We start from the raw sequence: 20,097 nt of genomic DNA on the forward strand, positions 1-20,097 counted from the left end.
CCTCCACGGCACTCAGCCGCTGGAGGCGCCATGGAAGCCACCGTTGCCGAACGCGGGCAGATCACGCTGCCCAAAGCCGTCCGAGACGCCCTCGGCCTGACCAAGGGCACCACGCTCAAGGTCGAGCTGGACGGTGGCCGCATCATCCTGCGCAAGGACGTGGGCGACGCCCTGTCCAAGATGCGCGGCCGCATCAAGTTGCCCGAAGGCACCACGACCGACGACGTCATGCGCGAGCTGCGTGGCCGCGCACCTGGCGACCCCTACCCGCCGCCATCCGACGAGACCGCATGATCGCGGTCGACACGTCCATCCTCGTCGACTACATCGGCGACGGCCCGTCCGCGGACGAGGCCGAGCAGTTGCTGCGCAATGCGCTGTCCACGGGCCCGGTCGTTGCCTGCGACGTGGTCGTCAGCGAGGTCGTGGCCGGGCTCGGCCACAGCGACATCGTGCTGGAGACGCTGGAGGCCATCGGCATCGGCTTCTCCCCGCTGGAAATCCGCTCGGCGCTGCGCGCGGGCGAGATGCAGCGTCGCTACCGGCAGCGCCTGCCCGCCAACGCCGGTGCCAAGCGCACCGTCCCCGACTTCCTCATCGGCGCCCACGCCCTGCTGCAATGCCAGGGCCTGATCACCCGCGACGCCGGTTTCTTCCGTGATTACTTCAAGGGCCTGCGCGTCATCGCGCCCAAGGCCTGATTTCTTTCGTCCCCCCGTCTCAGGAGTCCCCCATGCTCACCGCCTACCGCCAACACGCCGCCGAACGCGCTGCCCTCGGCATCCCGCCCCTGCCCCTCGACGCCAAGCAGGTGGCCGAGCTGATCGAGCTGATCAAGAACCCGCCGGCCGGTGAGGACGCCTTCCTGCTGGACCTGCTGACCCACCGCGTGCCCCCGGGCGTGGACGACGCCGCCAAGGTCAAGGCCAGCTTCCTGGCCGCCGTCGCACACGGCGACATCCAGGTCGGCCTGATCTCCAAGGCCAAGGCCACCGAGCTGCTGGGCACCATGGTGGGCGGCTACAACGTGCATCCGCTGATCGAGCTGCTGGATGACGCCGAAGTCGCCAGCGTGGCCGCCGCCGCGCTGAAGAAGACGCTGCTGATGTTCGACTACTTCAACGACGTCGCCACCAAGGCCAAGGCCGGCAACGCACACGCCAAGGCCGTGATGCAGAGCTGGGCCGACGCTGAGTGGTTCACGAGCCGCCCCGAGGTCGAGAAGAAGATCACGGTCACCGTCTTCAAGGTGCCTGGCGAGACCAACACCGACGACCTGTCGCCCGCTCCCGACGCGTGGAGCCGTCCGGACATCCCGCTGCACTACCTGGCGATGCTGAAGAACACGCGCTCCGACGCGGCCTTCAAGCCCGAGGAAGACGGCAAGCGCGGCCCGATGCAGTTCATCGAGGACCTGAAGAAGAAGGGTCATCTGGTGGCCTATGTCGGCGATGTCGTCGGCACCGGCTCCTCGCGCAAATCCGCCACCAACAGCGTCATCTGGGCCACGGGCCAGGACATCCCCTTCGTGCCGAACAAGCGCTTCGGCGGCGTGACGCTGGGCGGCAAGATCGCCCCCATCTTCTTCAACACGCAGGAAGACTCCGGCTCGCTGCCGATCGAAGTCGACGTGTCCAAGCTGGAGATGGGCGACGTCATCGACGTGCTGCCCTACGACGGCAAGCTGGTGAAGAACGGCAAGACCGTCGCCGAGTTCAAGCTTAAGAGCGACGTGCTGTTCGACGAAGTGCGCGCCGGCGGTCGCATCAACCTCATCATCGGCCGCTCGCTGACCGCCAAGGCACGTGAGTTCCTGGGCCTGCCCGCCTCCACGCAGTTCCGCCTGCCGCAGGCACCGGCCGAGTCCAAGGCCGGCTTCACGCTGGCCCAGAAGATGGTGGGCCGCGCCGTCGGCCTGCCGGAAGGCCATGGCGTGCGCCCGGGCACCTACTGCGAGCCCAAGATGACCACCGTCGGCTCGCAGGACACGACCGGCCCGATGACCCGCGACGAGCTGAAGGACCTGGCCTGCCTGGGCTTCTCGGCCGACCTGGTCATGCAGTCCTTCTGCCACACGGCGGCCTATCCGAAGCCCGTGGACGTGAAGACCCACCGCGAGCTGCCCGCCTTCATCAGCAACCGCGGCGGCGTGGCCCTGCGCCCGGGTGACGGCGTCATCCACAGCTGGCTGAACCGCCTGCTGCTGCCCGACACGGTCGGCACCGGCGGCGACTCGCACACCCGCTTCCCCATCGGCATCTCCTTCCCGGCCGGCTCCGGCCTGGTCGCCTTCGGCGCCGCCACCGGCGTGATGCCGCTGGACATGCCCGAGTCCGTGCTCGTCCGCTTCAAGGGCGAAATGCAGCCCGGCGTGACGCTGCGCGACCTCGTGCACGCCATTCCGCTGTACGCCATCAAGGCAGGCCTGTTGACTGTTGCCAAGGCCGGCAAGAAGAACGTGTTCTCGGGCCGCATCCTCGAGATCGAAGGCTTGCCTGACCTGAAGGTCGAACAGGCCTTCGAGCTGAGCGACGCCTCCGCCGAGCGCTCGGCCGCCGGCTGCACGATCAAGCTCAACCCCGAGCCGATCAAGGAATACCTCACCAGCAACGTCGTGCTGATGAAGAACATGATCGCCGACGGCTACGCCGACGCGAAGACGCTGCAACGCCGCATCGAGAAGGTCGAAGCCTGGCTCGCCAAGCCCGAGCTGCTGGAAGCCGACAAGGACGCCGAGTACGCGGCCGTCATCGAGATCGATCTGGCCGACATCAAGGAGCCCATCCTCTGCTGCCCCAACGATCCGGACGACGCCAAGACGCTGTCCGACGTGGCCGGCACCAAGATCGACGAGGCCTTCATCGGCTCGTGCATGACCAACATCGGCCACTTCCGCGCCGCGGCCAAGCTGCTGGGCGGCCAGCGCGACATCCCGGTCAAGCTGTGGGTCGCCCCGCCGACCAAGATGGACCAGAGCGAGCTGATCAAGGAAGGCCATTACGCCGCCTTCGGCACCGCCGGTGCGCGCACCGAAATGCCGGGTTGCAGTCTGTGCATGGGCAACCAGGCGCAGGTGCGTGAAGGTGCGACCGTCGTGTCCACCTCCACCCGCAACTTCCCCAACCGCCTGGGCAAGAACACCAATGTGTTCCTGGCCTCGGCCGAGCTGGCCGCCATCGCGTCCAAGCTGGGCAAGATCCCGACGGTGCAGGAGTACCACGAGGCGATGGGCATCATCAACAAGGACACCGCCAGCGTCTACAAGTACCTGAACTTCGACCAGATCGAGGAGTATGCGGAGACCGCCAAGTCGGCTGCCGCCACCTGCTGACGGCTGCCCGCGTCACGACGGCCCGCCCCTGGCGGGCCTCTTTTTTGGCGCGCAGGACAGCATCGAACTGGCACGCAGCACCGGCGCCGTGATGGGCGAGATCGTCCGCGTGTCGGCCATGGCCGGGCAGATCAGCCTGAGCTCCCGCGAGCAGGACCGCGGCATCGTCGCGATCCACCAGTCCATGGGCCAGCTCGACGACATGACCCAGCGCAACGCCTCGCTGGCCGAGGAAAGCACGGCGACAGCCGAGAGCCTGCGCCTGCAGGCCGAACAGCTGACCCGCGCCGTCGCCAGCTTCCGGCTGGAGGCCTGACGCGACTCGCGAATCTCGATGGTGACGCGGCCGACGGGCGGCTGTTGAACGGGTCAGCGCAGGCGCTCGGCCAACTCGTCGTGGCCACGGTCCCGCGCATGGTCGGCGGCCGTCCATCCCTGCGCATCACGATCCGTCAGCCGAGCGCCCGAAGCGAGCAGCACGTCCACCACTTCCCGTGCACCGGCGCGCGCTGCGAGCATCAGCATCGTGCGGCCCAGCGCGTCCCGCTGGTGGACCGACGCTCCCGCCCGCAAGGCTGCCCGCACCGCCTCCGGGTCCGGCTGCAGGACGGCCTTCAGCAGCGCGGCGTCGGCGGCCGAAGGCACTCTGACAGCCCGAAGCTCGCCAGCGCCTGAAGCCGCCAAGCTGCTGACCACTGACGACGCCTTCGCACGCACGCCACTGACCTCGACGCGCGCCAGCACGTCGGCGTCGTTGGAGGCCGACGGCGGGATCGCCCCAGCCAGCACCGGGGGGGCAGGCAAAGCTGCCGCCACCGGCGCAGCCGGAGGTGTCGGTTTGGCAGGTGCCGGTGCCGGTGCTGGCGGCGGGGGCGCAGCCGCGATGACCGCCGCGGGCGGCGGAATCGCCACCGGGGCCGCTTCGCTTTCGCGTGCTGGAGAAGGCGAAGGCGGTGAAGCGTCCGCCACCACCACAGGCTCCATGGCGCGCAGCTTCGGTGGCACGGCCTTGTCGGCAACGGGCGACGGCGCAGCAGCCACCACCAAGGGCTCCCGGGCGCGCATCCTCGGCGGCACGGCCTTGCCTGCAACAGGCGGTGGCGTCCTGGCGGGCGCAGCTTCCGCCCCCCGGTCCGCCTCGGCCACGACGGCTGCGGTCGAAGCGGCCGGGCTGGCCGCCAGGCGCGGGCCAGCGTCCGGCTTCGACTCGTGCGGCGGCCCCTTCAAGGCCAGCACGACCGCCAGCAGCAGCCCCATCGCGAGCAAGCTCAGCGCGTAAGGCGACCAACGCCAGGCCAACTGGCCCGGGGCCACCGGCACGGGTGCAGCAACCTCGGGCCGCGGCAAGGCCGCCATCAAGCGTGCGCGGCGCTGCTTGCGACCTGCCTCGTCGGCGAGCAAGGCGTCGCGGTACGCGGCCTCGGTCGCGTCGTGCGGGCGGGTGGGGTCGAACTCAGCCATCGCGCCACTCGCTCAATCGGTGCCGCAATGACTCGCGCGCATAGCGCAGCCGTGTCTTGGCGGTTTCGGGGTGGGCCTGCGTCACGTCGGCAATCTCGGCCAGGCTCAGTTCGACCACGGTGAAGAGCAGGAAGGCCTCGCGCTGCTCGACCGACAAGGCCAGCAGTTCGCGCTCCACCGCCAGCACGAGACGCTTCTCGGCCAGTGCCTGCTCGGGCGCGGCCACGCACGAGGCCAGGCCGTCCGGATCGGCGTCGTCGTCCCCCACCGGCCGCGACTGGCGCGCCCGCAGATGGTCCAGCACCTGGTTGCGCATCACGGTGTAGAGCCAGGTCGAGAACCTCGCCTTGCCCGGCGCGAAGCTGGCGGCCTTGGCCGCCACGGCGAGCCAGCCTTCCTGGTGCAGGTCTTCCACCGTCGCACGGTCCGTCGGGTGCAGCATCTGCCGCACGAAGGCGAAGGTCTTGCGGTCGTGGCGGCGGTAGAGGCGGTCGAACGCACCCATGTCGCCACGTAGATAGCTGGCGATAAGGTCTTCATCGTTCGGTTCGCTGACGGCCATGCGGCGCGGATGCTACGCCGGCCCGATCAGATCAAGCACGCAGCGCCCCTCACCAGCGCGCCGGCGGGTCTGGCACATAGCGGCCGCCGGGAAAGGCACTCGGCAAGCCGGCCAGGGGCCGCGGCATGATGCCGGCGGCAATCAGGTTGGCCTGGCTGTCGTACTGGATCTCCAACACCTGCTCGGGCTGGCTCGTGCGACGCTGGAACGTGGTGTGCTGGATGGGCGACCACTCCGAGGCGCCATGCCCCGTGCCCAGCTTGGCGCGGGCCGAGCGCTCGGCCTCGGCGGGCCCAGCACTTTCACGCACGGCCTGAGCCGCGTCGGCCGTCGCGCCGTTCAGGCGGCTCGAAGGGCCAGGCGCGGCAGGCAGGTCCGCGACGGGCGGCGCCACCCGGCTCTCGTAAACCGCAGGCGGCGTCTCACGAAACACGGCCGCGCCGATCACGCCCACGTTGGCCGGCCGCCCGGTGCGTGCGGCATAGGAATCCCCCAGCGACGTGAACTCGAACGCCGCGATGCGCTCGTCGCTCTTGCGCCAGCCGGTGATGTCGCTGCTCTCGCCGGGGCTCAGCACATAGCCGGACTGAGCCCAGTTCGCCGTGTCGCCGGTGATCGCGTTGACGCCATCCACCGACAACACCACCAGCAAACGCTCACGGCTGTTGTTGCTGAGCCGCACGGCGTAACGCGAGCCTGGCAGGCCGGGGCTGAAACGGTGCCCGCGGCTGGCGTACTGGCTGATGACGGCACCGCTGTCGCGGTCGATCAGCTGCATGTCCAGCAGGGCCCGCTGCGGCGACGCGGCGCAGCCCGCGTGCACGGCGGCCAGGCTGGCGAACGCCGCAAGCTGAAGCAACGCGGTGCGGCGACGTGGAAGGCGCGGTGAACTCATGGCGAGTCCTTCGCAGAAGTAGGGACGTCTGCTTGTACGCAGCCGCGCGCAAAACGGGGTGAAACGCCAGCCCCCCCACGAACAACCGGCTGTTACCCACCCTCCCCGTGCCCTTCCCAGAATCGAGCCTCCACTCACAAGGAGACAAGCATGGGCAAGAAGCTGTTGCTGCTGGCGGGCGACTACGTCGAAGACTACGAAATCATGGTGCCCTTCCAGGCCTTGCTGGCCGTCGGGCATCAGGTCGATGCCGTCTGCCCCGGCAAGCAGGCCGGCGACTTCGTGCTGACCGCCATCCACGACTTCGAGGGCGCTCAGACCTACTCCGAGAAGCCGGGCCACCGCTTCACGCTGAACGCCAGCTTCGACGCCGTGCAGCCCGCCGACTACGACGGCATCGTCATCCCCGGTGGCCGCGCGCCCGAATACCTGCGCACCGTGGCCGGCGTGCTGCCGCTGGTGCAGCACTTCGCCAAGGCCGGCAAGCCGATTGCCGCGATCTGCCACGGTGCGCAGCTGCTGGCGGCGGCCGGCGTCATCCGCGGCCGGAAGGTCTCGGCCTACCCGGCCTGCGCGGCCGAGGTGGAACTGGCGGGTGCGAGCTACGCCAGCATCCCGGTGGACCAGGCGGTCACCGACGGCAACCTCGTCACGGCCCCCGCCTGGCCCGCCCACCCAGCCTGGATCGCGCAGTTCCTGGCCGTGCTGGGCACGCGCATCAGCCACTGACGCCTGTCGCAGAATGCGGCCAGGAGGTGAACCATGTGCGAGGTCTTCGTCAGCGCCAACCCCGAGTCCTACGAGTCGCGCACACGCTCGGTGCGTCTGCACGGCGTGATCACCAGCATCCGGCTGGAAAACCTGCACTGGGAGGTGCTGGAGGAGATCGCAGCGCGTGACGGCATGAGCGTCGTGCAGCTCATCGAAAAGCTGCACGATGAACTGGTGCAGGCGCGCGGCGCGGTCGGCAACTTCGCGTCCTTCCTGCGTGTGTCGGCGCTGCGCTACATGGCGCTGCTGGCGCACCAGCGCATCCCCACCGACCTGGCGGTACCCATCCGCTCGCTGGACGCGCGCGCCGTGCTGCGCGACTTGCCGGGCAGCTGGGCCCGGCCGCCGGTGCGACTCGAGAGGCCCTGAGCTCGCTGAAACGAAAAAGCGACCCTCAGGCCGCTTTGCGCTTTCGGTGAGGAGGGATCAGGCCTTGATGTCCAGCAGCGCGCCGGTCGTGTTCAGCTGCGTCTGCAGCACCTTCAGGTTTGCGACGAAGGCATAGGCCGCCGACTGCTGCTCCACGACCTCGTTGGCCGGGTTGATCTCGCGCTCAGGCGTCTTGTCGACGTTGGTCGGCTCGACGCTGGGACGGTTCTGGTTGCTCGCCGCCAGGTTCGCGATGTTGGCCGCCGACGCGCGCAGCCGCTCGTTCGCGGACGAGATGCCGGACAGGGCGGTGGACAGCGGGACGTTCATCGGTATTCAGTTTGGCAGCGCTGATCCGTACATCGGCAACGCTCACCCGAACTTTAGAACAAATGGCGAAAAACCCCGCATTCCCGGGGATCACCATGCCGCCGACCGTGAAATCAGCCCGCCAGTTCCTCGTAGCCGCCCGCCGAGACGAACACGCGGACGCTGTCGCCGCCGGCTGCCTTGGCCTCGGTGCAGGCCAGCGCGCCGGCGCCCAGCACGGCGTCCACGGTGCCAAGCGTGGCGTGGATCTGCACGACGCCCAGCGACGCCTTCACGCGCGTGCGGTGCAGGCCCCAGCGCAGCCGATAGGCGGCCACGGCGGCGCGGATCTTCTCGGCAATGATCTGCGCGTAGTGCTGGTCGCAGTCCGGCAGCAGGATGGCGAAATGGTCTTCCTCGAGCCGCGCGACGAGATCGGATGCGCGCACCTTGCCGATCAGCATCTGCCCCAGGCCGTACAGGAAATGGTCGCCCACCTCGGTGCCCATGTCCTTGACGACATCGCCGAAGCGGTCCACGTCCAGCCACAGCACGGACACCGGCTCGTTGCGGCGGCTGCCCACATGCTCGGCCAGGCGGCGCTCGAACTCGCGACGGTTGGCCAGCTCGGTGACGGCGTCGTGTTTGGCCGTCCAGGTCGGCTGCAGCCGCTGCGCACGTGCGGTGGTCACGTCCTCGACGATCCACAGCGCCTCGCCAGCCGGCGCGTCCCAGTGCACCGGGGTGGCCTGCAGTCGGCCCCAGAAGCGGTGACCGTCGCGCTTCACGTACTCGATCTCTTCGTCGAGCGGCCGGCCGGCCGCGAAAGCGGCGGCGGTGCGCTCCTGCAACGCCGTGTGGGCAAGGTCGGTGGTGTGGACGCCACGGGTGCCCTGGCCGGCCAGGTCGGTGTCGTCGCCGTAGCCGAACAGGTGGTTGAACTCCTCGCTGACAACCTCGAAGCGCTGGCCGGAAACAAAGGCCATGGCGGTCGGTGCACGCACCAGCAACGCCCGCAACCGGGCTGCGGTGATGTCGTCGGTCGGGGCGGGGGGGGCGCTGCTCATGGGGGTCTCCAGGATCTTCGTTCTAGTCCCGACTATCGCAGGACTGGCCGCTTTCGACCATGCGGCAGATCACGGGAAAACCGCCTACGGCGCGATCTGTTCCGCGTAGTCGTACAGCGCCGACAGGATCGCCTCGCCACGCTCGTCCACCGTCTCGCCCAGCTGGTCGATGCGTTCCATGAAGGCCGCCAGCGTCTGCGCCCCGCCCTCGCCTTCATGCAGCCGCGCCGCCAGATGCCCCTGCCAGCGCTCGGCCTCCTCGGCCGACAGGCTCTGCGGGAAGTTGCGCGCGCGCCAGCGGAACACCAGCTCGTCAAGCCGCCCGTCCTGGAAGGCCAGCTTGCCCTGGGCGGCTCGCTCGGCGAGCTGCTCGGGCGTGGTCGTGCGCACGCGGTTCAGCGCGCGGCGGTCCTCGTTGCCGATGAAGCCGCCGTAGAGGTCCTCGTCGACGTCGGCCGGCGCGAAGGGCTCGCGCTGGAAGACGTCCAGCCACAGCCCGTCCAGCAGCCGGCCCTTCTCGGCCAGCAGCTTCGCGTTGGCGAGCTGCGCCTCGACATCGTGCCCCCAGCGCTCGGCCATCGCGGGGCTCAGCGTCTTCAGGTTGCCGATGACGATGGGGCTCTTGTTGACGTGGATGGTCTTGATCGGCAAGCGCGTGACGCCTTCTGGCAGCGCGCCCTGCTTCGTGAACATGCGCGTGCGAATAGCCTCCGCGTTCAGCGTCAGCAGCTCCTCGGGCGAGACCGAGCAATCCCAGACGATCAGCTCGTTCTTGTTAGTCGGGTGCGGCGCCAGTGGCCACACCATCGCGATGCAGCCGCGCTCCGGGCCGTACATGCCGGAGACGTGCAGGAAAGGCTTGCCCACGCCGATCTCGTCCCACACCGCTTGCTTGGTACGCAGCTTGACGCAGAAGTCCCACAGCTTGGGCTGGGCCTGGCGCAGCTTGCGCGCCAGCGCGACGGTGGCGCGCACGTCGGACAACGCATCGTGCGCCGCCTCGTGGGACACGCCGTTGGCGACGGTCAGGTGCTCCAGCTTGAAGCTGGGGCGCCCATCCTCGTGCTTGGGCCACTCCAGGCCATCGGGCCGCAGCGCGTAGGCGCAGCGCACGATGTCCAGCAGGTCCCAGCGGCCGCAGCCGTTCTGCCACTCGCGGGCGTAGGGGTCGATGAGATTGCGCCAGAACAGATGGCGGGTCACCTCGTCGTCGAAGCGGATGGAGTTGTAGCCAACGCCCACGGTGCCGGGCAGCGCCAGCACGGTCTCGATGGCCGAGGCGAACTCGTGCTCCGGCACGCCCTGCTGCAGGCAGTGCTGCGGCAGGATGCCCGTCAGCAGGCAGGACTCGGGGTCGGGCAGGTAGTCGGGGGCCGGCTGGCAATACAGCATCAGCGGCTCGCCGATCTCGTTGAGTTCGGCATCGGTGCGCAGGCCGGCGAACTGGGCCGGACGGTCCCGGCGCGGCACGCGGCCGAAGGTCTCGTAGTCGTGCCAGAAGAAGCTCAGATCACTCATCCGGACACCATACCGCAAGGTGCGCTGGCTATCCTGCGCCGCATGAAGCCCTACCTCCTCGGACTGGCCTGTCTGGCCACCGCCGCCCAGGCCGACGACGCCCCCGAATACAAGCTGACCGCCGGCCAGTACCACTACAGCGCCGGCTACAACGGCCAGGACCTCAACGTGCGCCGCCGCGCCGGCGACACCAACGTCTGGCTGGGCGTCTACCGCGACCGCGCGTTTGGCAGCCAGACCCGTACCGGCTTCGACACCTCGTTCGACCTGGCCGAGAACCTCGCGCTGCAGCCCTCGCTGCAGGCCGCCTCGCGCGGTTTCCTGGGCGGCAGCGTCAACCTGCAGTGGGGCAGCACCTGGTTCGGCCTGGTGGGCTGGGGGCGCACCAACCTCAAGCCCTACTACAACCTCAACTGGGACCCGAACGACGCCATCACCGTCGGCGCCGGCTGGCATGGCGACGGCGGGCGCACGCTGTCCGTCACGCTGATCGCCGACGACCGACTGCACACCCACCAGCGCGACCTGCACTTCTTCGGCCGCTGGCCGCTGGCCGATGACCTGCGGCTGACGCTGGACCTGATGCACAAGACCGGCCTGGGCGACGACGGCGACGTGCGTGCCTGGGGTTGGAGCGCGACGCTGGACTGGCCGGCCTGGTTCCTGCGGCTGGCGCACGACCCCAAGCAGAACTTCTCGGGGTTGGACGCCGACCGGCTGTCAGTCGGCCTGCGGTTCTGAGCCGCGGCCGAACCAGAGCACGTACAGCGTCGGCAGCACCACCAGCGTCAGCAGCGTCGCCGTCACCAGGCCGCCGATGACGACGATGGCCAGCGGCCGCTGCGTCTCGGCGCCGATCTCGTGCGACAGCGCCATCGGCAGCAGGCCCAGCGCCGCCAGCAGCGCCGTCATCAGCACCGTGCGCAGGCGCTGCATCGAGCCTTCCCGCGCTGCCGCACGCACGCTGGCGCCGGCGTGGCGCAGTTGCTGGAAGACGCTGAGCATGACGACGCCGTTCAGCACCGCCTGCCCCGACAGCGCGATGAAGCCGATGGCCGCCGACACCGACAGCGGGATGTCCAGCGTCCACAGCGCGACGAACCCGCCCACCAGCGCGAGCGGCACGTTCAGCAGGATCAGCGTCGCCATGCGGAAGTCGTTGAACGCGTTGAACAGCAGCACGAAGATCAGCAGCAGCGAGATCGGCACGACGACGGCCAGGCGCTTCATCGCGCGTTCCTGGTTCTCGAACTCGCCCGACCAGTGCAACTCGTAGCCCGCCGGCAGCGGCACGGCCTGGGCGATGCGCGTCTTCATGTCGGCCACGACCGAGCCCATGTCACGGCCCTTGATGAAGATGCCCACCGCCATCGTGCGCCGGCCACCCTCGCGGGCGATGTTCATTGCGCCGGTGGTCTCGCGGATGGTCGTCACCTCGGACATCGGCACCGTGCCGCCGCCCGGCACCGAGATCAGCGTGCGCGGCAGCTCGGCGATGGCTCGCTTGGCCTCGGGCAGGCGCACCGCGACGGCGAACTTGCGCTCGCCCTCCCACAGGTAGGTGGCGGCCTTGCCGGCCAGCGCGGCCTCGATGACGTCCTGCACGTCGCCCACGTTCAGGCCCAGCCGTGCGGCGCGGGCACGGTCGATGTCCACCACCAGCTGCGGCAGCTCGCCCTCGCGGTCGATCTCGGCCCGGTAGACGCCCTCCACCTGCTTCACCTCGCGCTGGATGGCCTGCATCAGCCGGTTCAGCTCCTGCAGGTCGTCGCCCGAGGCCTTGATGACGATCTGGCCGTCGATCTGCGAGATGGACTCCAGCACGTTGTCGCGGATGGGCTGCGAGAACGACGGGTCCATGCCCGGCACGGCGGACACGGCCGCGTCCATCTCGGCGATCAGGTCGGCCTTGGTCTTGCCGGCACGCCACTGCTCGGACGGCTTCAGGTCCACGAAGATCTCGGCCATGCTGATGGTCTTGGGGTCGGTGCCGTCCTCGGGCTGGCCGGTCTTGGAGACCACCGTGTTGACTTCGGGCACCGTATGCAGCGCCTGCCGCACCTGGCGCAGCACGCGCGTCGCCTCCTGCGTCGACACGCTGGACGGCAGCCGCAGGTTCACCCAAATCGTGCCCTCGTCCAGCTCCGGCAGGAACTCCGAGCCCAGCCGCGAGGCCGCGCCCAGCGCCAGCACGAAGGCCAGGCCCGCGATGACCATGACGGCGCGCGGCCGGGCCAGCGCCCAGTCCAGCACCGGGGCGTAGAACCCCTTGGCGCCGCGCACGAGGCGGTTGTCGCCGTGCGGCAGGCGCCGGCGCAGCATCCAGAAGGCCAGCAACGGCACCAGCGTCAGCGAGAACACCAGCGAGCCCAGCAGCGCCATGCTGACCGACAGCGCCATCGGCTGGAAGATGCGGCCCTCGTGGCGCTGCAGCGCGAAGATCGGAATGTGGGCCGCGATGATGATGAGCATCGAGAACAGCGTCGGCCGGCCCACCTCGTCGGTGGCGCTGGCAATCAGGCCCAGGCGCTTCTTCGTGTCCAGCCCTTCACCGCGCTCGGCGAGGCGATGCATGATGTTCTCGACCACGATGACCGCGCCGTCCACGATGATGCCGAAGTCCATCGCGCCCAGGCTCAGCAGGTTGGCCGGCACGCCGAGGATCTTCAGCCCCAGGAATGTGGCCAGCAGCGCCAGCGGGATGACGGCCACCACGGCCAGGCTGGCGCGCAGGTTGGACAGGAACAGGTACAGCACCAGCGACACCAGCAGCGCGCCCTCGACGAGGTTGCGGAACACGGTGGACAGCGTCTTGCCCATCAGCCAGGTGCGGTCGTAGAACGGCACGATCTGCACGCCCGGCGGCAGGCCGCGCGCGTTCAGCTCGGCGATCTTGTCCTTCACGCCCCTGAGCACGACGCTCGCGTTCTCGCCCTTGCGCATGACGACGATGCCGGTCACGACATCGTCGTCGCCGTCCTGCCCCACCACGCCCAGGCGCGGCACGGCGCCGACCTCGACGCGTGCGATGTCGCGGATCAGCAGCGGCGTGCCGTTGCGCGCCGTGACGACGATCTGGCCGATGTCCTCGGCCGAGCGCAGCAGGCCGATGCCGCGGATGGCGTACTGCTGCGCGCCCTGGGCGACATAGCTGCCGCCCGCATTGGCATTGCCGCGGCCCAGCGCGTCCAGCAGGTTCTGGAAGGTCAGGCCGTAGGCGCGCAGCTTGTCGAGATCGGGCTGCACCTCGTACTGCTTGATGTAGCCGCCCATGGCCACCACGTCGGCCACGCCCGGTACCTGGCGCAGGCCGCGCTCGACGACCCAGTCCTCGATGGAGCGCAGCTCCGTCGTGTCCTTGCCGTCGCCCTTCAGGCGGTAGCGCAGGATCTCGCCCACCGGCGTCGCGTTGGGCGCGATGTCGGCCGTCACGCCGGGCGGCAGGTCGATGCCGCGCAGCCGCTCCGCCACCTCTTGGCGCACGGACTGAACGGTCGCCGCGTCGTCGTAGGTGATGACGGTGTAGGACAGCCCGAACTGCGTGTGCGAGAACACGCGCAACGAGTTCGGCAGGCCCGACAGCGCCACCTCGATGGGCAGCGTGACCTGCTTCTCCACCTCCTCGGCCGCGTGGCCGGGGTGCAGCGCGATGACAGTGACCTGGGTGTCGGTCACGTCCGGGAAGGCCTCGACCGAGAGGTTCAGGAAGGCCACCACACCGGCGCCGACGAACAGCAGCACCGCCAGCACGACCAGCACCGGCTGGCCCAGGGCCAGCGAGACGAGGCGCCTCATGGCTGGCCCGCCTTGACCGGGACGGCCGCGGGCGCCGACGCCGGCTGCGCGCTCAGCTGCGCCGCCGCCAGTTGGCGGTCCAGCAGCAGCGCGTTCTCGACGACGATCTGCTCACCCGCCTCCAGGCCGCGCCGCAGCACCACCTGCTGCGCGCCCGTGGCGCCCGTCTGCACCTCGCGTGGCTCGAACACGCCGGGCTTGGGCGACACGAACACCCAGTGCTTCTCGCCGCGCAACAGCACCGCGCTGGCAGGCACGACGACGCCCTCGCCCGCACTGCGCTGCACATGGGCCGTGGCCAGCATCTCGGCCTTCAGCAGCCGGTCGGCGTTGGCCACGGTGCCGCGCACCTTGATCGTCCGCGTCGACGGGTCGATGGCGTCGGCCAGCGCCGTCACGCGGCCCTCGAAGCGACGGCCCGGGTAGGCCGCCAGCTCCAGCTCGAAGGCGCTGCCGGGCTGCAGCGTGCCGACCTCGGACTCGCGCGCATCGATCTGCACCCACAGCGTGGAGGGATCGCTGATGACGAACAGCGCCGGCACGCCGGGGCCACTCTGGTCGGGGCGCAGTTCCTGGCCGGGGTTGAGGTTGCGCTCCACCACCGTGCCGGCGATGCCGGCGCGAAGGGACAGCTGCTGGTTCACGCCCATGTTTGGCCCGACGGCACCACCGTACATGCGCACGCGGGCCCGCGCCCGGGCCAGTTCGGCCTCGGCGCGCGCCGCGTCGGCCTGGGCCTGCTCGAAGTCGCGCTGCGCGACGATGCCCGCCGCCAGCAGCTCGCGCTGACGCGCCAGCTGCTTGGCGGCCAGCGCGTGGTCGGCCTCGGCGCGCGCGGCGTCCGCCTGGGCCGCGCCGAAGTCGGGCGACGCCAGCTCGGCCAGCACCTGGCCGGGCTTGACCGAGCGACCGATGTCCGTGGCGATGCGGTCCACGCGGCCAGCAAACGCCGGGTACACGCGCTGCGTACGGTCCTCGTTCCAGACCAGCTTGGCGCTCAGTGGCACATCCACCGCGGCACCCGGGCGGGCGGCCTCCAGGCGGAGCAGGCGCAGCTGCGGATGGCCGGCCGGGAAGATCAGCTGCTGGCCCTGCAGCACGGCCTCGGCCGGTGCGGGAGCGGCGGTGGATTCGCCGTTGCAGGCGGCCAGCCCGGCGGTCATAGCCGCCATGGCGGCGGCCAGCAGGACCCGGGTCATCGGGGAGGTGAAAGCGTTCATGGCAGGTTCGCGGAATCGGGGTCGGTCAGCAGCGCCCAGGCGCCAGCGGCGCGGGCGTGGTCGGCACGCGCAGCCAGCGCGTCCAGCACGGCGGCTCGCAGGCTGCGGCGCGCGTCGATGAGGTCGGTCAGCGGCAGCGCGCCCTTCTGGTAGGCCAGCTCGGCCTGGGCCAGCACCTGGCGGACCTTGGGGATCAGTTCGGTCTGGTGCACAGCCAGCGTCGCACCGCTGGCCTGCAGGTCCAGCCAAGCCTGGTTGAGGTCGGCCTCGGCCATCAGCCGCGCGCGGGCGGCCAGGTCCTGGGCCTGCTGCAGCTGCGCGCGGGCGCGGCCGATCTCGCCCTGCTGCGTGTAGCCGATCTGCAGCGGCATCTGCAGTCGCAACTCGACGAGCTTGTTCGAGGTGCCGGGGAAATGATCCACAGACACACCCCAGGTCAGGTCCGATTGGCGCCCGGCCACCGCGCCGTCGAGCGTCGCCTGCGCGGCCTGCACGCGGGCCTCGGCGGCCTGCACATCGGCGCGGCGGGCCACGGCGGCAGCGCGCTGCGCCTCGTCCAGCGGCTCGGCGGCCTTGGCGGATGGCCAGACCGTGACGTCGACGGCCAGGTCGTCCTGCCCGCGGCCCACCAGACGGGCCAGCGCGAGGCTGGCGCGGCGCCGGTCAGCCTCGGCTCCTGCCAGGTCGATGCCGGCACGCGAGGTCTCGATCTCGGCGCGGGCGAGGTCCTGCGCCGAGATGTCGCCCGCGCGGTGGCGCGTGCGCATCGCGGCCAGCAACTCGTCGGCGCTGCGCTTGAGCTGGCCCACCTCGTCGACACGCTGCTGCGCGGCGGCCAGGTCCACGCCGGCGCTCAGCGCCAGGCCGAGCTGCTGGCGGCGCACGTCGGCCAGGTCCCCCGAGGCGGCCTGCGCGGCGGCCTGTGCGGCGGCGGTGCGCAGCGCGCGCTTGTTGCCGCGCTCCCAGGTCCAGTCCACGCCCAGCGACTTGTCGATGCGCTTGTCGGTGAACAGATTGCCGCCGCCCAGGCCATGCTGCAGGTCCATCTGGCTGGACTTCAGCGTCAGCTGCGGCAGCGGCGCGTGGTCGGCCGCCAGCACGTCGGCACGCGCGGCATCCAGGCCGGACCGGGCCACCGCCACGTCGAAGTTGCTGCCGGCGGCCCGCAGCAGCTCGGCCAGCCCCAGCGGCACCGTGTCGGCACGCGCATGCGTCAGCCGCAGCGTCAGGAGCAGCCCCAGCAGCAGGGTCATGCAGGAAAGAAGGTGCTTTCTCATGACCCCGGTTGTCGCCCGCCCGGCCTGACCGGAACCTGACCAGCCGACACCGTGGCGACAGCCTCGTGCGATACCTTCGCTTCATGCGCATTCTTCTCGTCGAGGACGACGCCACGCTGGCCAGCGTCGTCAGCCGCAGCCTGACCGACCAGGGCCATCAGGTAGACCACGCCGCCACGGCCGAACAGGCCCGCTGGCTGTGGCGCGTGCAGGGCTTCGACGCCGTGCTGCTGGACCTGACCCTGCCCGACGGCAGCGGCCTGCAGCTGCTGCGCGACGCACGCGGCCGCGGCGACCGCACGCCGGTGCTGATCCTGACGGCGCGCAACCGCACGGAGGAGCGCATTGCCGGACTGGACGCCGGCGCCGATGACTATCTCGGCAAGCCTTTCGATCTGGCCGAGGTGGAGGCGCGGCTGCGCGCGCTGGTGCGGCGGCGGCTGGACCTGGACGACCGCGTCAGCATCGGCCGCCTCAGCCTGGATCGCCGCACCCAGCGCCTGTACCTCGATGCCGAGCCACTGCAGTTGCCGGCGCGCGAGTTCGCCGTGCTGTGCGAACTGCTGACGCCGCCCGGCCGCGTCGTCAGCAAGGCGGCGCTGGCCGACAAGCTGTCCGGCTTCGACGATCTGCTGGCCGCCAACGCGCTGGAGGCCTTCATCTCGCGGCTGCGCAAGAAGCTGCAGGGCAGCGGCGCGGGCATCCGCACGCTGCGCGGCCTGGGCTACCTGATCGAGGCCGAGGCTTGAGCGCGTCGCCCGGCCGCCCCAAGGCCGCTCGCTCCCGCCCGGCTGGACAGCGCGAAGCGCAAGGGGTGCACCGATGAGCACGGCGCCGCGAACGTCGCTGCGCACCCGGCTGCTGCGCCATGTCACGCTGCCCCTGCTGCTGACCTGGGGCCTGGGCACCGCGCTGGCGCTGGGCATCGCCTCGTACTTCACGCAACGCGCCTTCGACCGCGCCATGCTCGACGATGCGCATCTGCTCGCCGCCCACCTCGTGCTGCAGGGCGACCGGCTGGCGCTGAACATGAGCGCGGAGGACATCCACACCGTGCTCTACGACCAGAGCGAGCAGGTCTACTTCGCCGTGCTCGACGCCCGGGGCCGGCTGGTGGCCGGCCACGCGGGGCTGCGCGCCGGCCCCATCGGCAGCGATAGCGAATGGCACTACACCGACCTGCTCTATCAGGGCCAGAACCTGCGCGCCATCGTGCTGCAGCGCAGCCAGCCGGCGCCTGTACAGATCATCGTCGCGCTGACGACAACCAGCCGCAGCGCGCTGCTGCGGCAGCTGGTGCTGTTCTCGGCCGCGCCCCAGGTCGTGCTGCTGCTCGGGCTGACGCTGTGGGTGCGCCGCATCGTCCGCCGCGACATGCAGCCCCTGTCGAGGCTGCAGGAGGTGGTGGAGTCGCGCGACGCGGCCGACCTGTCGCCGCTGCCGCGCGAGGCGCTGGCCGACGCCACCTCGCGCGACGTGCACGGCCTGGCCACCGCCATCGACGCCTTGCTCGGCCGCGTGGCCCAGGGCGTGGCCGCGCAACGGGAGTTTGCCGGCAACGTAGCGCACGAGCTGCGCACGCCGCTGGCCGGCATCCGCGCGCTGGCCGAATACGGCCTCGCCCAGCGAGACCCTGCGCAGTGGCGCGAGCAGCTGCAGTCGGTGCTGCAGAGCCAGCAACGCGCCAGCCGACTGGTCGATCAACTGCTGGCACTGGCACTGGCCGACGAGGCTGGCGCGGCCATCACGCTGAAAGCCCTGGACCTCGCCGCGCTGGCCCGCGACCAACTGCTCCACCTGCTGCCGCGCGCCGACAAGGCCGGCGCCGAACTGGAGGCCAGCGGCCTGGATGAACCCGCCTGGGTGTCGGCCGACACGGCCCTCGTCGAAGGCCTGCTGGCCAACCTGCTCGACAACGCGCTGCGCTACGGCCGCGGGCCGGCACCGATCCGGCTCGAACTGCAGCGCGGCCCGGCCTGGACGCGTCTCAGCGTCATCGACGCCGGCCCGGGCATCGGCCCGGCCCAGCGCGAGTCCCTGAAGGCCCGCTGGCGCCAGGGCAGCGACGGCGCGCGTCTGGGCCTGGGCGCCGGCCTCGGACTGGCCATCGTGCAACGCTATGCGGCGCTGATGCACGCCGAGCTGCAGCTGGACAGCGGCCCCGACGGACGTGGCCTGTGCGCCAGCGTCGCATTCCGGTCACTGGCATCTGGGACACTCCCGCCCCCATGATCCGACGCCTCCTCCTGTCCGCCCCGCTGCTGCTCGCCCTCACCGCTCACGCCGAAGACGACGAGCGCTGGAACCTGCACGGCCAGTTCACCGTCGTGGCGCAGCGCCATGGCAGCTTCACCTCGCCCTACGAGGGCAGCAACAGCCTGAAAGCCTCCGAGGGCACGAAGACGACGATGGACGCCACCGCCTACATCGGCGTGAAGCTGTGGCCCGGCGGCGAGCTCTACCTGAACCCCGAGTTCGACCGCGGCTTCGGCCTCAGCGACACGCTGGGCGCGGCCGGATTCCCGAGCGGGGAGGCCTACAAGGTCGGCCATCACTCGGCCTACGGCAAGCTGCAGCGGGCCTTCCTGCGCCAGGTCTTCGCGCTGGGCGAGGCGGCCGGCGAGGCCCAGCCCTCGGCCGCCAACCAGCTGGCTGGCACGCGACCGGCCGACAACGTGACGCTCACCGTCGGCAAGTTTTCGGTCGTCGACGTGTTCGACACCAACGCCTACGCCCACGACCCGCGGGCCGACTTCCTGAACTGGGCGGTCATCGACGCCGGCGCCTTCGACTACGCGGCCGATTCCTGGGGCTACAGCCAGGGTGCGGCGGCCGAGTGGAACCAGGGCGACTGGAGCGGCCGGCTGGGCCTGTTCGCGCTGTCACGCGAGCCCAACAGCACGAGGCTGGACAGCAGCTTCGCGCAGCACCAGTGGGTGGCCGAGGCGGAACACCGACACCAGCTCGGCGGCCGGCCGGGCAAGCTCAGGGTGCTGGTGTTCTCGTCGCGCGCCCGCATGGGCCGCTACGACGACGCGGTGGCCGCCGGCATGCCCGTCGACACCGGCAACGTGCGGCGCATGACAGGCAAGCAGGGCTGGAGCATCAATGCCGAGCAGGAACTGGCCGAGCACGTCGGTGCCTTCGCGCGCTACAGCCGCAACGACGGCCGCACCGAGGCCTTCGACTTCACGGACATCAACCGCTCGCTGAGCCTGGGGCTGTCGGTGAACGGCGCGGCCTGGGCGCAGCCCGGGCACACGCTGGGCGTGGCGCTGGCGGTGAACTCGCTGTCGGCCCCGGCACAGCGCTACTTCGCGGCCGGCGGCCTGGGCATACTGATCGGCGACGGCCGGCTGAACCGCTACGCCAGCGAGCAGATCGCCGAGGCTTACTACGCGATGCGGCTGGCGCCGGGCGTGACCGCTGCGCTGGACCTGCAGCGGCTGCAGCACCCGGCCTACAACGCCGAACGCGGCCCGGTCACCGTGCTCGGCGCGCGGCTGCACGCCGAGTTCTGAG

General features: G+C 70.5%; 19 protein-coding genes. 10 read left to right on the forward strand and 9 right to left on the reverse strand.

What is annotated here, in order from left to right; genetic code table 11:
• The first annotated feature begins 30 nt into the window (after positions 1–30).
• The 4 genes from ACG04R_RS04320 to ACG04R_RS04335 all read left to right on the forward strand — a co-directional run bounded on the left by ACG04R_RS04320 (position 31) and on the right by ACG04R_RS04335 (position 3,647).
• A complete protein-coding gene (locus tag ACG04R_RS04320) occupies positions 31–294 on the forward strand; it encodes an AbrB/MazE/SpoVT family DNA-binding domain-containing protein (RefSeq protein ID WP_394406640.1) in 264 nt (87 codons plus the stop codon).
• Positions 291–701 carry a type II toxin-antitoxin system VapC family toxin gene (locus ACG04R_RS04325; protein ID WP_394406641.1) on the forward strand — a complete coding sequence of 137 codons (411 nt, stop codon included), beginning with the start codon at positions 291–293 and terminating at the stop codon, positions 699–701. The genes ACG04R_RS04320 and ACG04R_RS04325 overlap by 4 nt, the downstream gene beginning before the upstream one ends.
• Positions 702–733: 32 nt before the next feature.
• Complete coding sequence (acnB, locus tag ACG04R_RS04330; protein ID WP_394406642.1) at positions 734–3,331, forward strand: bifunctional aconitate hydratase 2/2-methylisocitrate dehydratase; 2,598 nt, start codon at positions 734–736, stop codon at positions 3,329–3,331.
• Positions 3,332–3,422: 91 nt separating this feature from the next.
• Positions 3,423–3,647, forward strand: a complete 225-nt coding sequence (locus tag ACG04R_RS04335; RefSeq protein ID WP_394406643.1) for a hypothetical protein — start codon at positions 3,423–3,425, stop codon at positions 3,645–3,647.
• A gap of 53 nt (positions 3,648–3,700) precedes the next feature.
• Here ACG04R_RS04335 and ACG04R_RS04340 read toward each other — a convergent pair whose 3' ends face one another.
• Genes ACG04R_RS04340 through ACG04R_RS04350 form a run of 3 tightly spaced genes read right to left on the reverse strand, consistent with a single transcriptional unit; the run spans position 3,701 to position 6,249 of the window.
• Positions 3,701–4,792: an ankyrin repeat domain-containing protein gene (locus tag ACG04R_RS04340; protein WP_394406644.1), complete on the reverse strand. Its 1,092-nt coding sequence runs from the start codon at positions 4,790–4,792 to the stop codon at positions 3,701–3,703.
• On the reverse strand, positions 4,785–5,354 hold the full coding sequence (locus ACG04R_RS04345; RefSeq protein ID WP_394406645.1) for a sigma-70 family RNA polymerase sigma factor: 570 nt from the start codon (positions 5,352–5,354) through the stop codon (positions 4,785–4,787). Before ACG04R_RS04345 ends, ACG04R_RS04340 begins: the two co-directional genes overlap by 8 nt.
• A 49-nt stretch (positions 5,355–5,403) precedes the next feature.
• The gene (locus ACG04R_RS04350; protein WP_394406646.1) at positions 5,404–6,249 is read right to left on the reverse strand and encodes a hypothetical protein; all 846 of its coding nucleotides are present in this window, start codon (positions 6,247–6,249) and stop codon (positions 5,404–5,406) included.
• A 150-nt stretch (positions 6,250–6,399) separates the two neighbouring features.
• On the opposite strand from ACG04R_RS04350, the gene ACG04R_RS04355 reads away from it, so the two are divergent.
• Positions 6,400–6,978 (forward strand): DJ-1/PfpI family protein, encoded by a 579-nt coding sequence (locus ACG04R_RS04355; RefSeq protein WP_394406647.1) that lies wholly within the window; start codon positions 6,400–6,402, stop codon positions 6,976–6,978.
• 33 nt (positions 6,979–7,011) lie between these two features.
• Positions 7,012–7,389: a ribbon-helix-helix domain-containing protein gene (locus tag ACG04R_RS04360; RefSeq protein WP_394406648.1), complete on the forward strand. Its 378-nt coding sequence runs from the start codon at positions 7,012–7,014 to the stop codon at positions 7,387–7,389.
• Positions 7,390–7,446: 57 nt separating this feature from the next.
• Here the strand turns inward: ACG04R_RS04360 and ACG04R_RS04365 are convergent, their stop codons facing one another.
• The 3 genes from ACG04R_RS04365 to sbcB form a co-directional block, all read right to left on the reverse strand.
• Entirely contained in the window at positions 7,447–7,719 is a 273-nt protein-coding gene (locus ACG04R_RS04365) for a flagellar basal body rod protein (protein ID WP_394406649.1), read from the reverse strand.
• 113 nt (positions 7,720–7,832) lie between these two features.
• On the reverse strand, positions 7,833–8,765 hold the full coding sequence (locus tag ACG04R_RS04370; protein WP_394406650.1) for a GGDEF domain-containing protein: 933 nt from the start codon (positions 8,763–8,765) through the stop codon (positions 7,833–7,835).
• A gap of 84 nt (positions 8,766–8,849) precedes the next feature.
• The gene (gene sbcB, locus ACG04R_RS04375) at positions 8,850–10,283 is read right to left on the reverse strand and encodes an exodeoxyribonuclease I (protein ID WP_394406651.1); all 1,434 of its coding nucleotides are present in this window, start codon (positions 10,281–10,283) and stop codon (positions 8,850–8,852) included.
• Between the two features lie 42 nt (positions 10,284–10,325).
• On the opposite strand from sbcB, the gene ACG04R_RS04380 reads away from it, so the two are divergent.
• The gene (locus tag ACG04R_RS04380; RefSeq protein WP_394406652.1) at positions 10,326–11,024 is read left to right on the forward strand and encodes a hypothetical protein; all 699 of its coding nucleotides are present in this window, start codon (positions 10,326–10,328) and stop codon (positions 11,022–11,024) included.
• Here ACG04R_RS04380 and ACG04R_RS04385 read toward each other — a convergent pair.
• Genes ACG04R_RS04385 through ACG04R_RS04395 form a run of 3 tightly spaced genes read right to left on the reverse strand, consistent with a single transcriptional unit; the run spans position 11,004 to position 16,551 of the window.
• Positions 11,004–14,078 carry an efflux RND transporter permease subunit gene (locus tag ACG04R_RS04385; protein ID WP_394406653.1) on the reverse strand — a complete coding sequence of 1,025 codons (3,075 nt, stop codon included), beginning with the start codon at positions 14,076–14,078 and terminating at the stop codon, positions 11,004–11,006. The genes ACG04R_RS04380 and ACG04R_RS04385 overlap by 21 nt on opposite strands.
• Positions 14,075–15,298, reverse strand: coding sequence for an efflux RND transporter periplasmic adaptor subunit (locus tag ACG04R_RS04390; protein WP_394406655.1), 1,224 nt, complete (start codon positions 15,296–15,298; stop codon positions 14,075–14,077). Before ACG04R_RS04390 ends, ACG04R_RS04385 begins: the two co-directional genes overlap by 4 nt.
• Positions 15,295–16,551, reverse strand: a complete 1,257-nt coding sequence (locus tag ACG04R_RS04395) for a TolC family protein (RefSeq protein WP_394406657.1) — start codon at positions 16,549–16,551, stop codon at positions 15,295–15,297. Before ACG04R_RS04395 ends, ACG04R_RS04390 begins: the two co-directional genes overlap by 4 nt.
• 107 nt (positions 16,552–16,658) lie before the next feature.
• Between ACG04R_RS04395 and ACG04R_RS04400 the strand changes: the two genes are divergently transcribed.
• The 3 genes from ACG04R_RS04400 (at position 16,659) to ACG04R_RS04410 (ending at position 20,096) form a co-directional block, all read left to right on the forward strand.
• Positions 16,659–17,324, forward strand: a complete 666-nt coding sequence (locus ACG04R_RS04400; RefSeq protein WP_394406659.1) for a response regulator transcription factor — start codon at positions 16,659–16,661, stop codon at positions 17,322–17,324.
• 73 nt (positions 17,325–17,397) lie between these two features.
• Entirely contained in the window at positions 17,398–18,807 is a 1,410-nt protein-coding gene (locus ACG04R_RS04405) for a sensor histidine kinase (protein WP_394406661.1), read from the forward strand.
• Positions 18,804–20,096 carry a carbohydrate porin gene (locus tag ACG04R_RS04410; RefSeq protein ID WP_394406663.1) on the forward strand — a complete coding sequence of 431 codons (1,293 nt, stop codon included), beginning with the start codon at positions 18,804–18,806 and terminating at the stop codon, positions 20,094–20,096. Before ACG04R_RS04405 ends, ACG04R_RS04410 begins: the two co-directional genes overlap by 4 nt.
• The last annotated feature ends 1 nt before the right edge of the window (position 20,097 follow it).

This window comes from Pelomonas candidula, from assembly GCF_043555985.1.
GTDB classification, from domain to species: domain Bacteria; phylum Pseudomonadota; class Gammaproteobacteria; order Burkholderiales; family Burkholderiaceae_C; genus Pelomonas; species Pelomonas candidula.

What these genes read in the sequence shown, in the direction of transcription:
- ACG04R_RS04390 (WP_394406655.1), bottom strand. Translation starts at nt 15,298, where the DNA reads ATGAACGCTTTCACCTCCCCGATGACCCGGGTCCTGCTGGCCGCCGCC.
- sbcB (WP_394406651.1), bottom strand. Translation starts at nt 10,283, where the DNA reads ATGAGTGATCTGAGCTTCTTCTGGCACGACTACGAGACCTTCGGCCGC.
- ACG04R_RS04320 (WP_394406640.1), top strand. Translation starts at nt 31, where the DNA reads ATGGAAGCCACCGTTGCCGAACGCGGGCAGATCACGCTGCCCAAAGCC.
- acnB (WP_394406642.1), top strand. Translation starts at nt 734, where the DNA reads ATGCTCACCGCCTACCGCCAACACGCCGCCGAACGCGCTGCCCTCGGC.
- ACG04R_RS04355 (WP_394406647.1), top strand. Translation starts at nt 6,400, where the DNA reads ATGGGCAAGAAGCTGTTGCTGCTGGCGGGCGACTACGTCGAAGACTAC.
- ACG04R_RS04350 (WP_394406646.1), bottom strand. Translation starts at nt 6,249, where the DNA reads ATGAGTTCACCGCGCCTTCCACGTCGCCGCACCGCGTTGCTTCAGCTT.
- ACG04R_RS04385 (WP_394406653.1), bottom strand. Translation starts at nt 14,078, where the DNA reads ATGAGGCGCCTCGTCTCGCTGGCCCTGGGCCAGCCGGTGCTGGTCGTG.
- ACG04R_RS04405 (WP_394406661.1), top strand. Translation starts at nt 17,398, where the DNA reads ATGAGCACGGCGCCGCGAACGTCGCTGCGCACCCGGCTGCTGCGCCAT.
- ACG04R_RS04345 (WP_394406645.1), bottom strand. Translation starts at nt 5,354, where the DNA reads ATGGCCGTCAGCGAACCGAACGATGAAGACCTTATCGCCAGCTATCTA.
- ACG04R_RS04410 (WP_394406663.1), top strand. Translation starts at nt 18,804, where the DNA reads ATGATCCGACGCCTCCTCCTGTCCGCCCCGCTGCTGCTCGCCCTCACC.
- ACG04R_RS04395 (WP_394406657.1), bottom strand. Translation starts at nt 16,551, where the DNA reads ATGACCCTGCTGCTGGGGCTGCTCCTGACGCTGCGGCTGACGCATGCG.
- ACG04R_RS04335 (WP_394406643.1), top strand. Translation starts at nt 3,423, where the DNA reads ATGGGCGAGATCGTCCGCGTGTCGGCCATGGCCGGGCAGATCAGCCTG.
- ACG04R_RS04340 (WP_394406644.1), bottom strand. Translation starts at nt 4,792, where the DNA reads ATGGCTGAGTTCGACCCCACCCGCCCGCACGACGCGACCGAGGCCGCG.
- ACG04R_RS04325 (WP_394406641.1), top strand. Translation starts at nt 291, where the DNA reads ATGATCGCGGTCGACACGTCCATCCTCGTCGACTACATCGGCGACGGC.
- ACG04R_RS04365 (WP_394406649.1), bottom strand. Translation starts at nt 7,719, where the DNA reads ATGAACGTCCCGCTGTCCACCGCCCTGTCCGGCATCTCGTCCGCGAAC.
- ACG04R_RS04400 (WP_394406659.1), top strand. Translation starts at nt 16,659, where the DNA reads ATGCGCATTCTTCTCGTCGAGGACGACGCCACGCTGGCCAGCGTCGTC.
- ACG04R_RS04380 (WP_394406652.1), top strand. Translation starts at nt 10,326, where the DNA reads ATGAAGCCCTACCTCCTCGGACTGGCCTGTCTGGCCACCGCCGCCCAG.
- ACG04R_RS04370 (WP_394406650.1), bottom strand. Translation starts at nt 8,765, where the DNA reads ATGAGCAGCGCCCCCCCCGCCCCGACCGACGACATCACCGCAGCCCGG.
- ACG04R_RS04360 (WP_394406648.1), top strand. Translation starts at nt 7,012, where the DNA reads ATGTGCGAGGTCTTCGTCAGCGCCAACCCCGAGTCCTACGAGTCGCGC.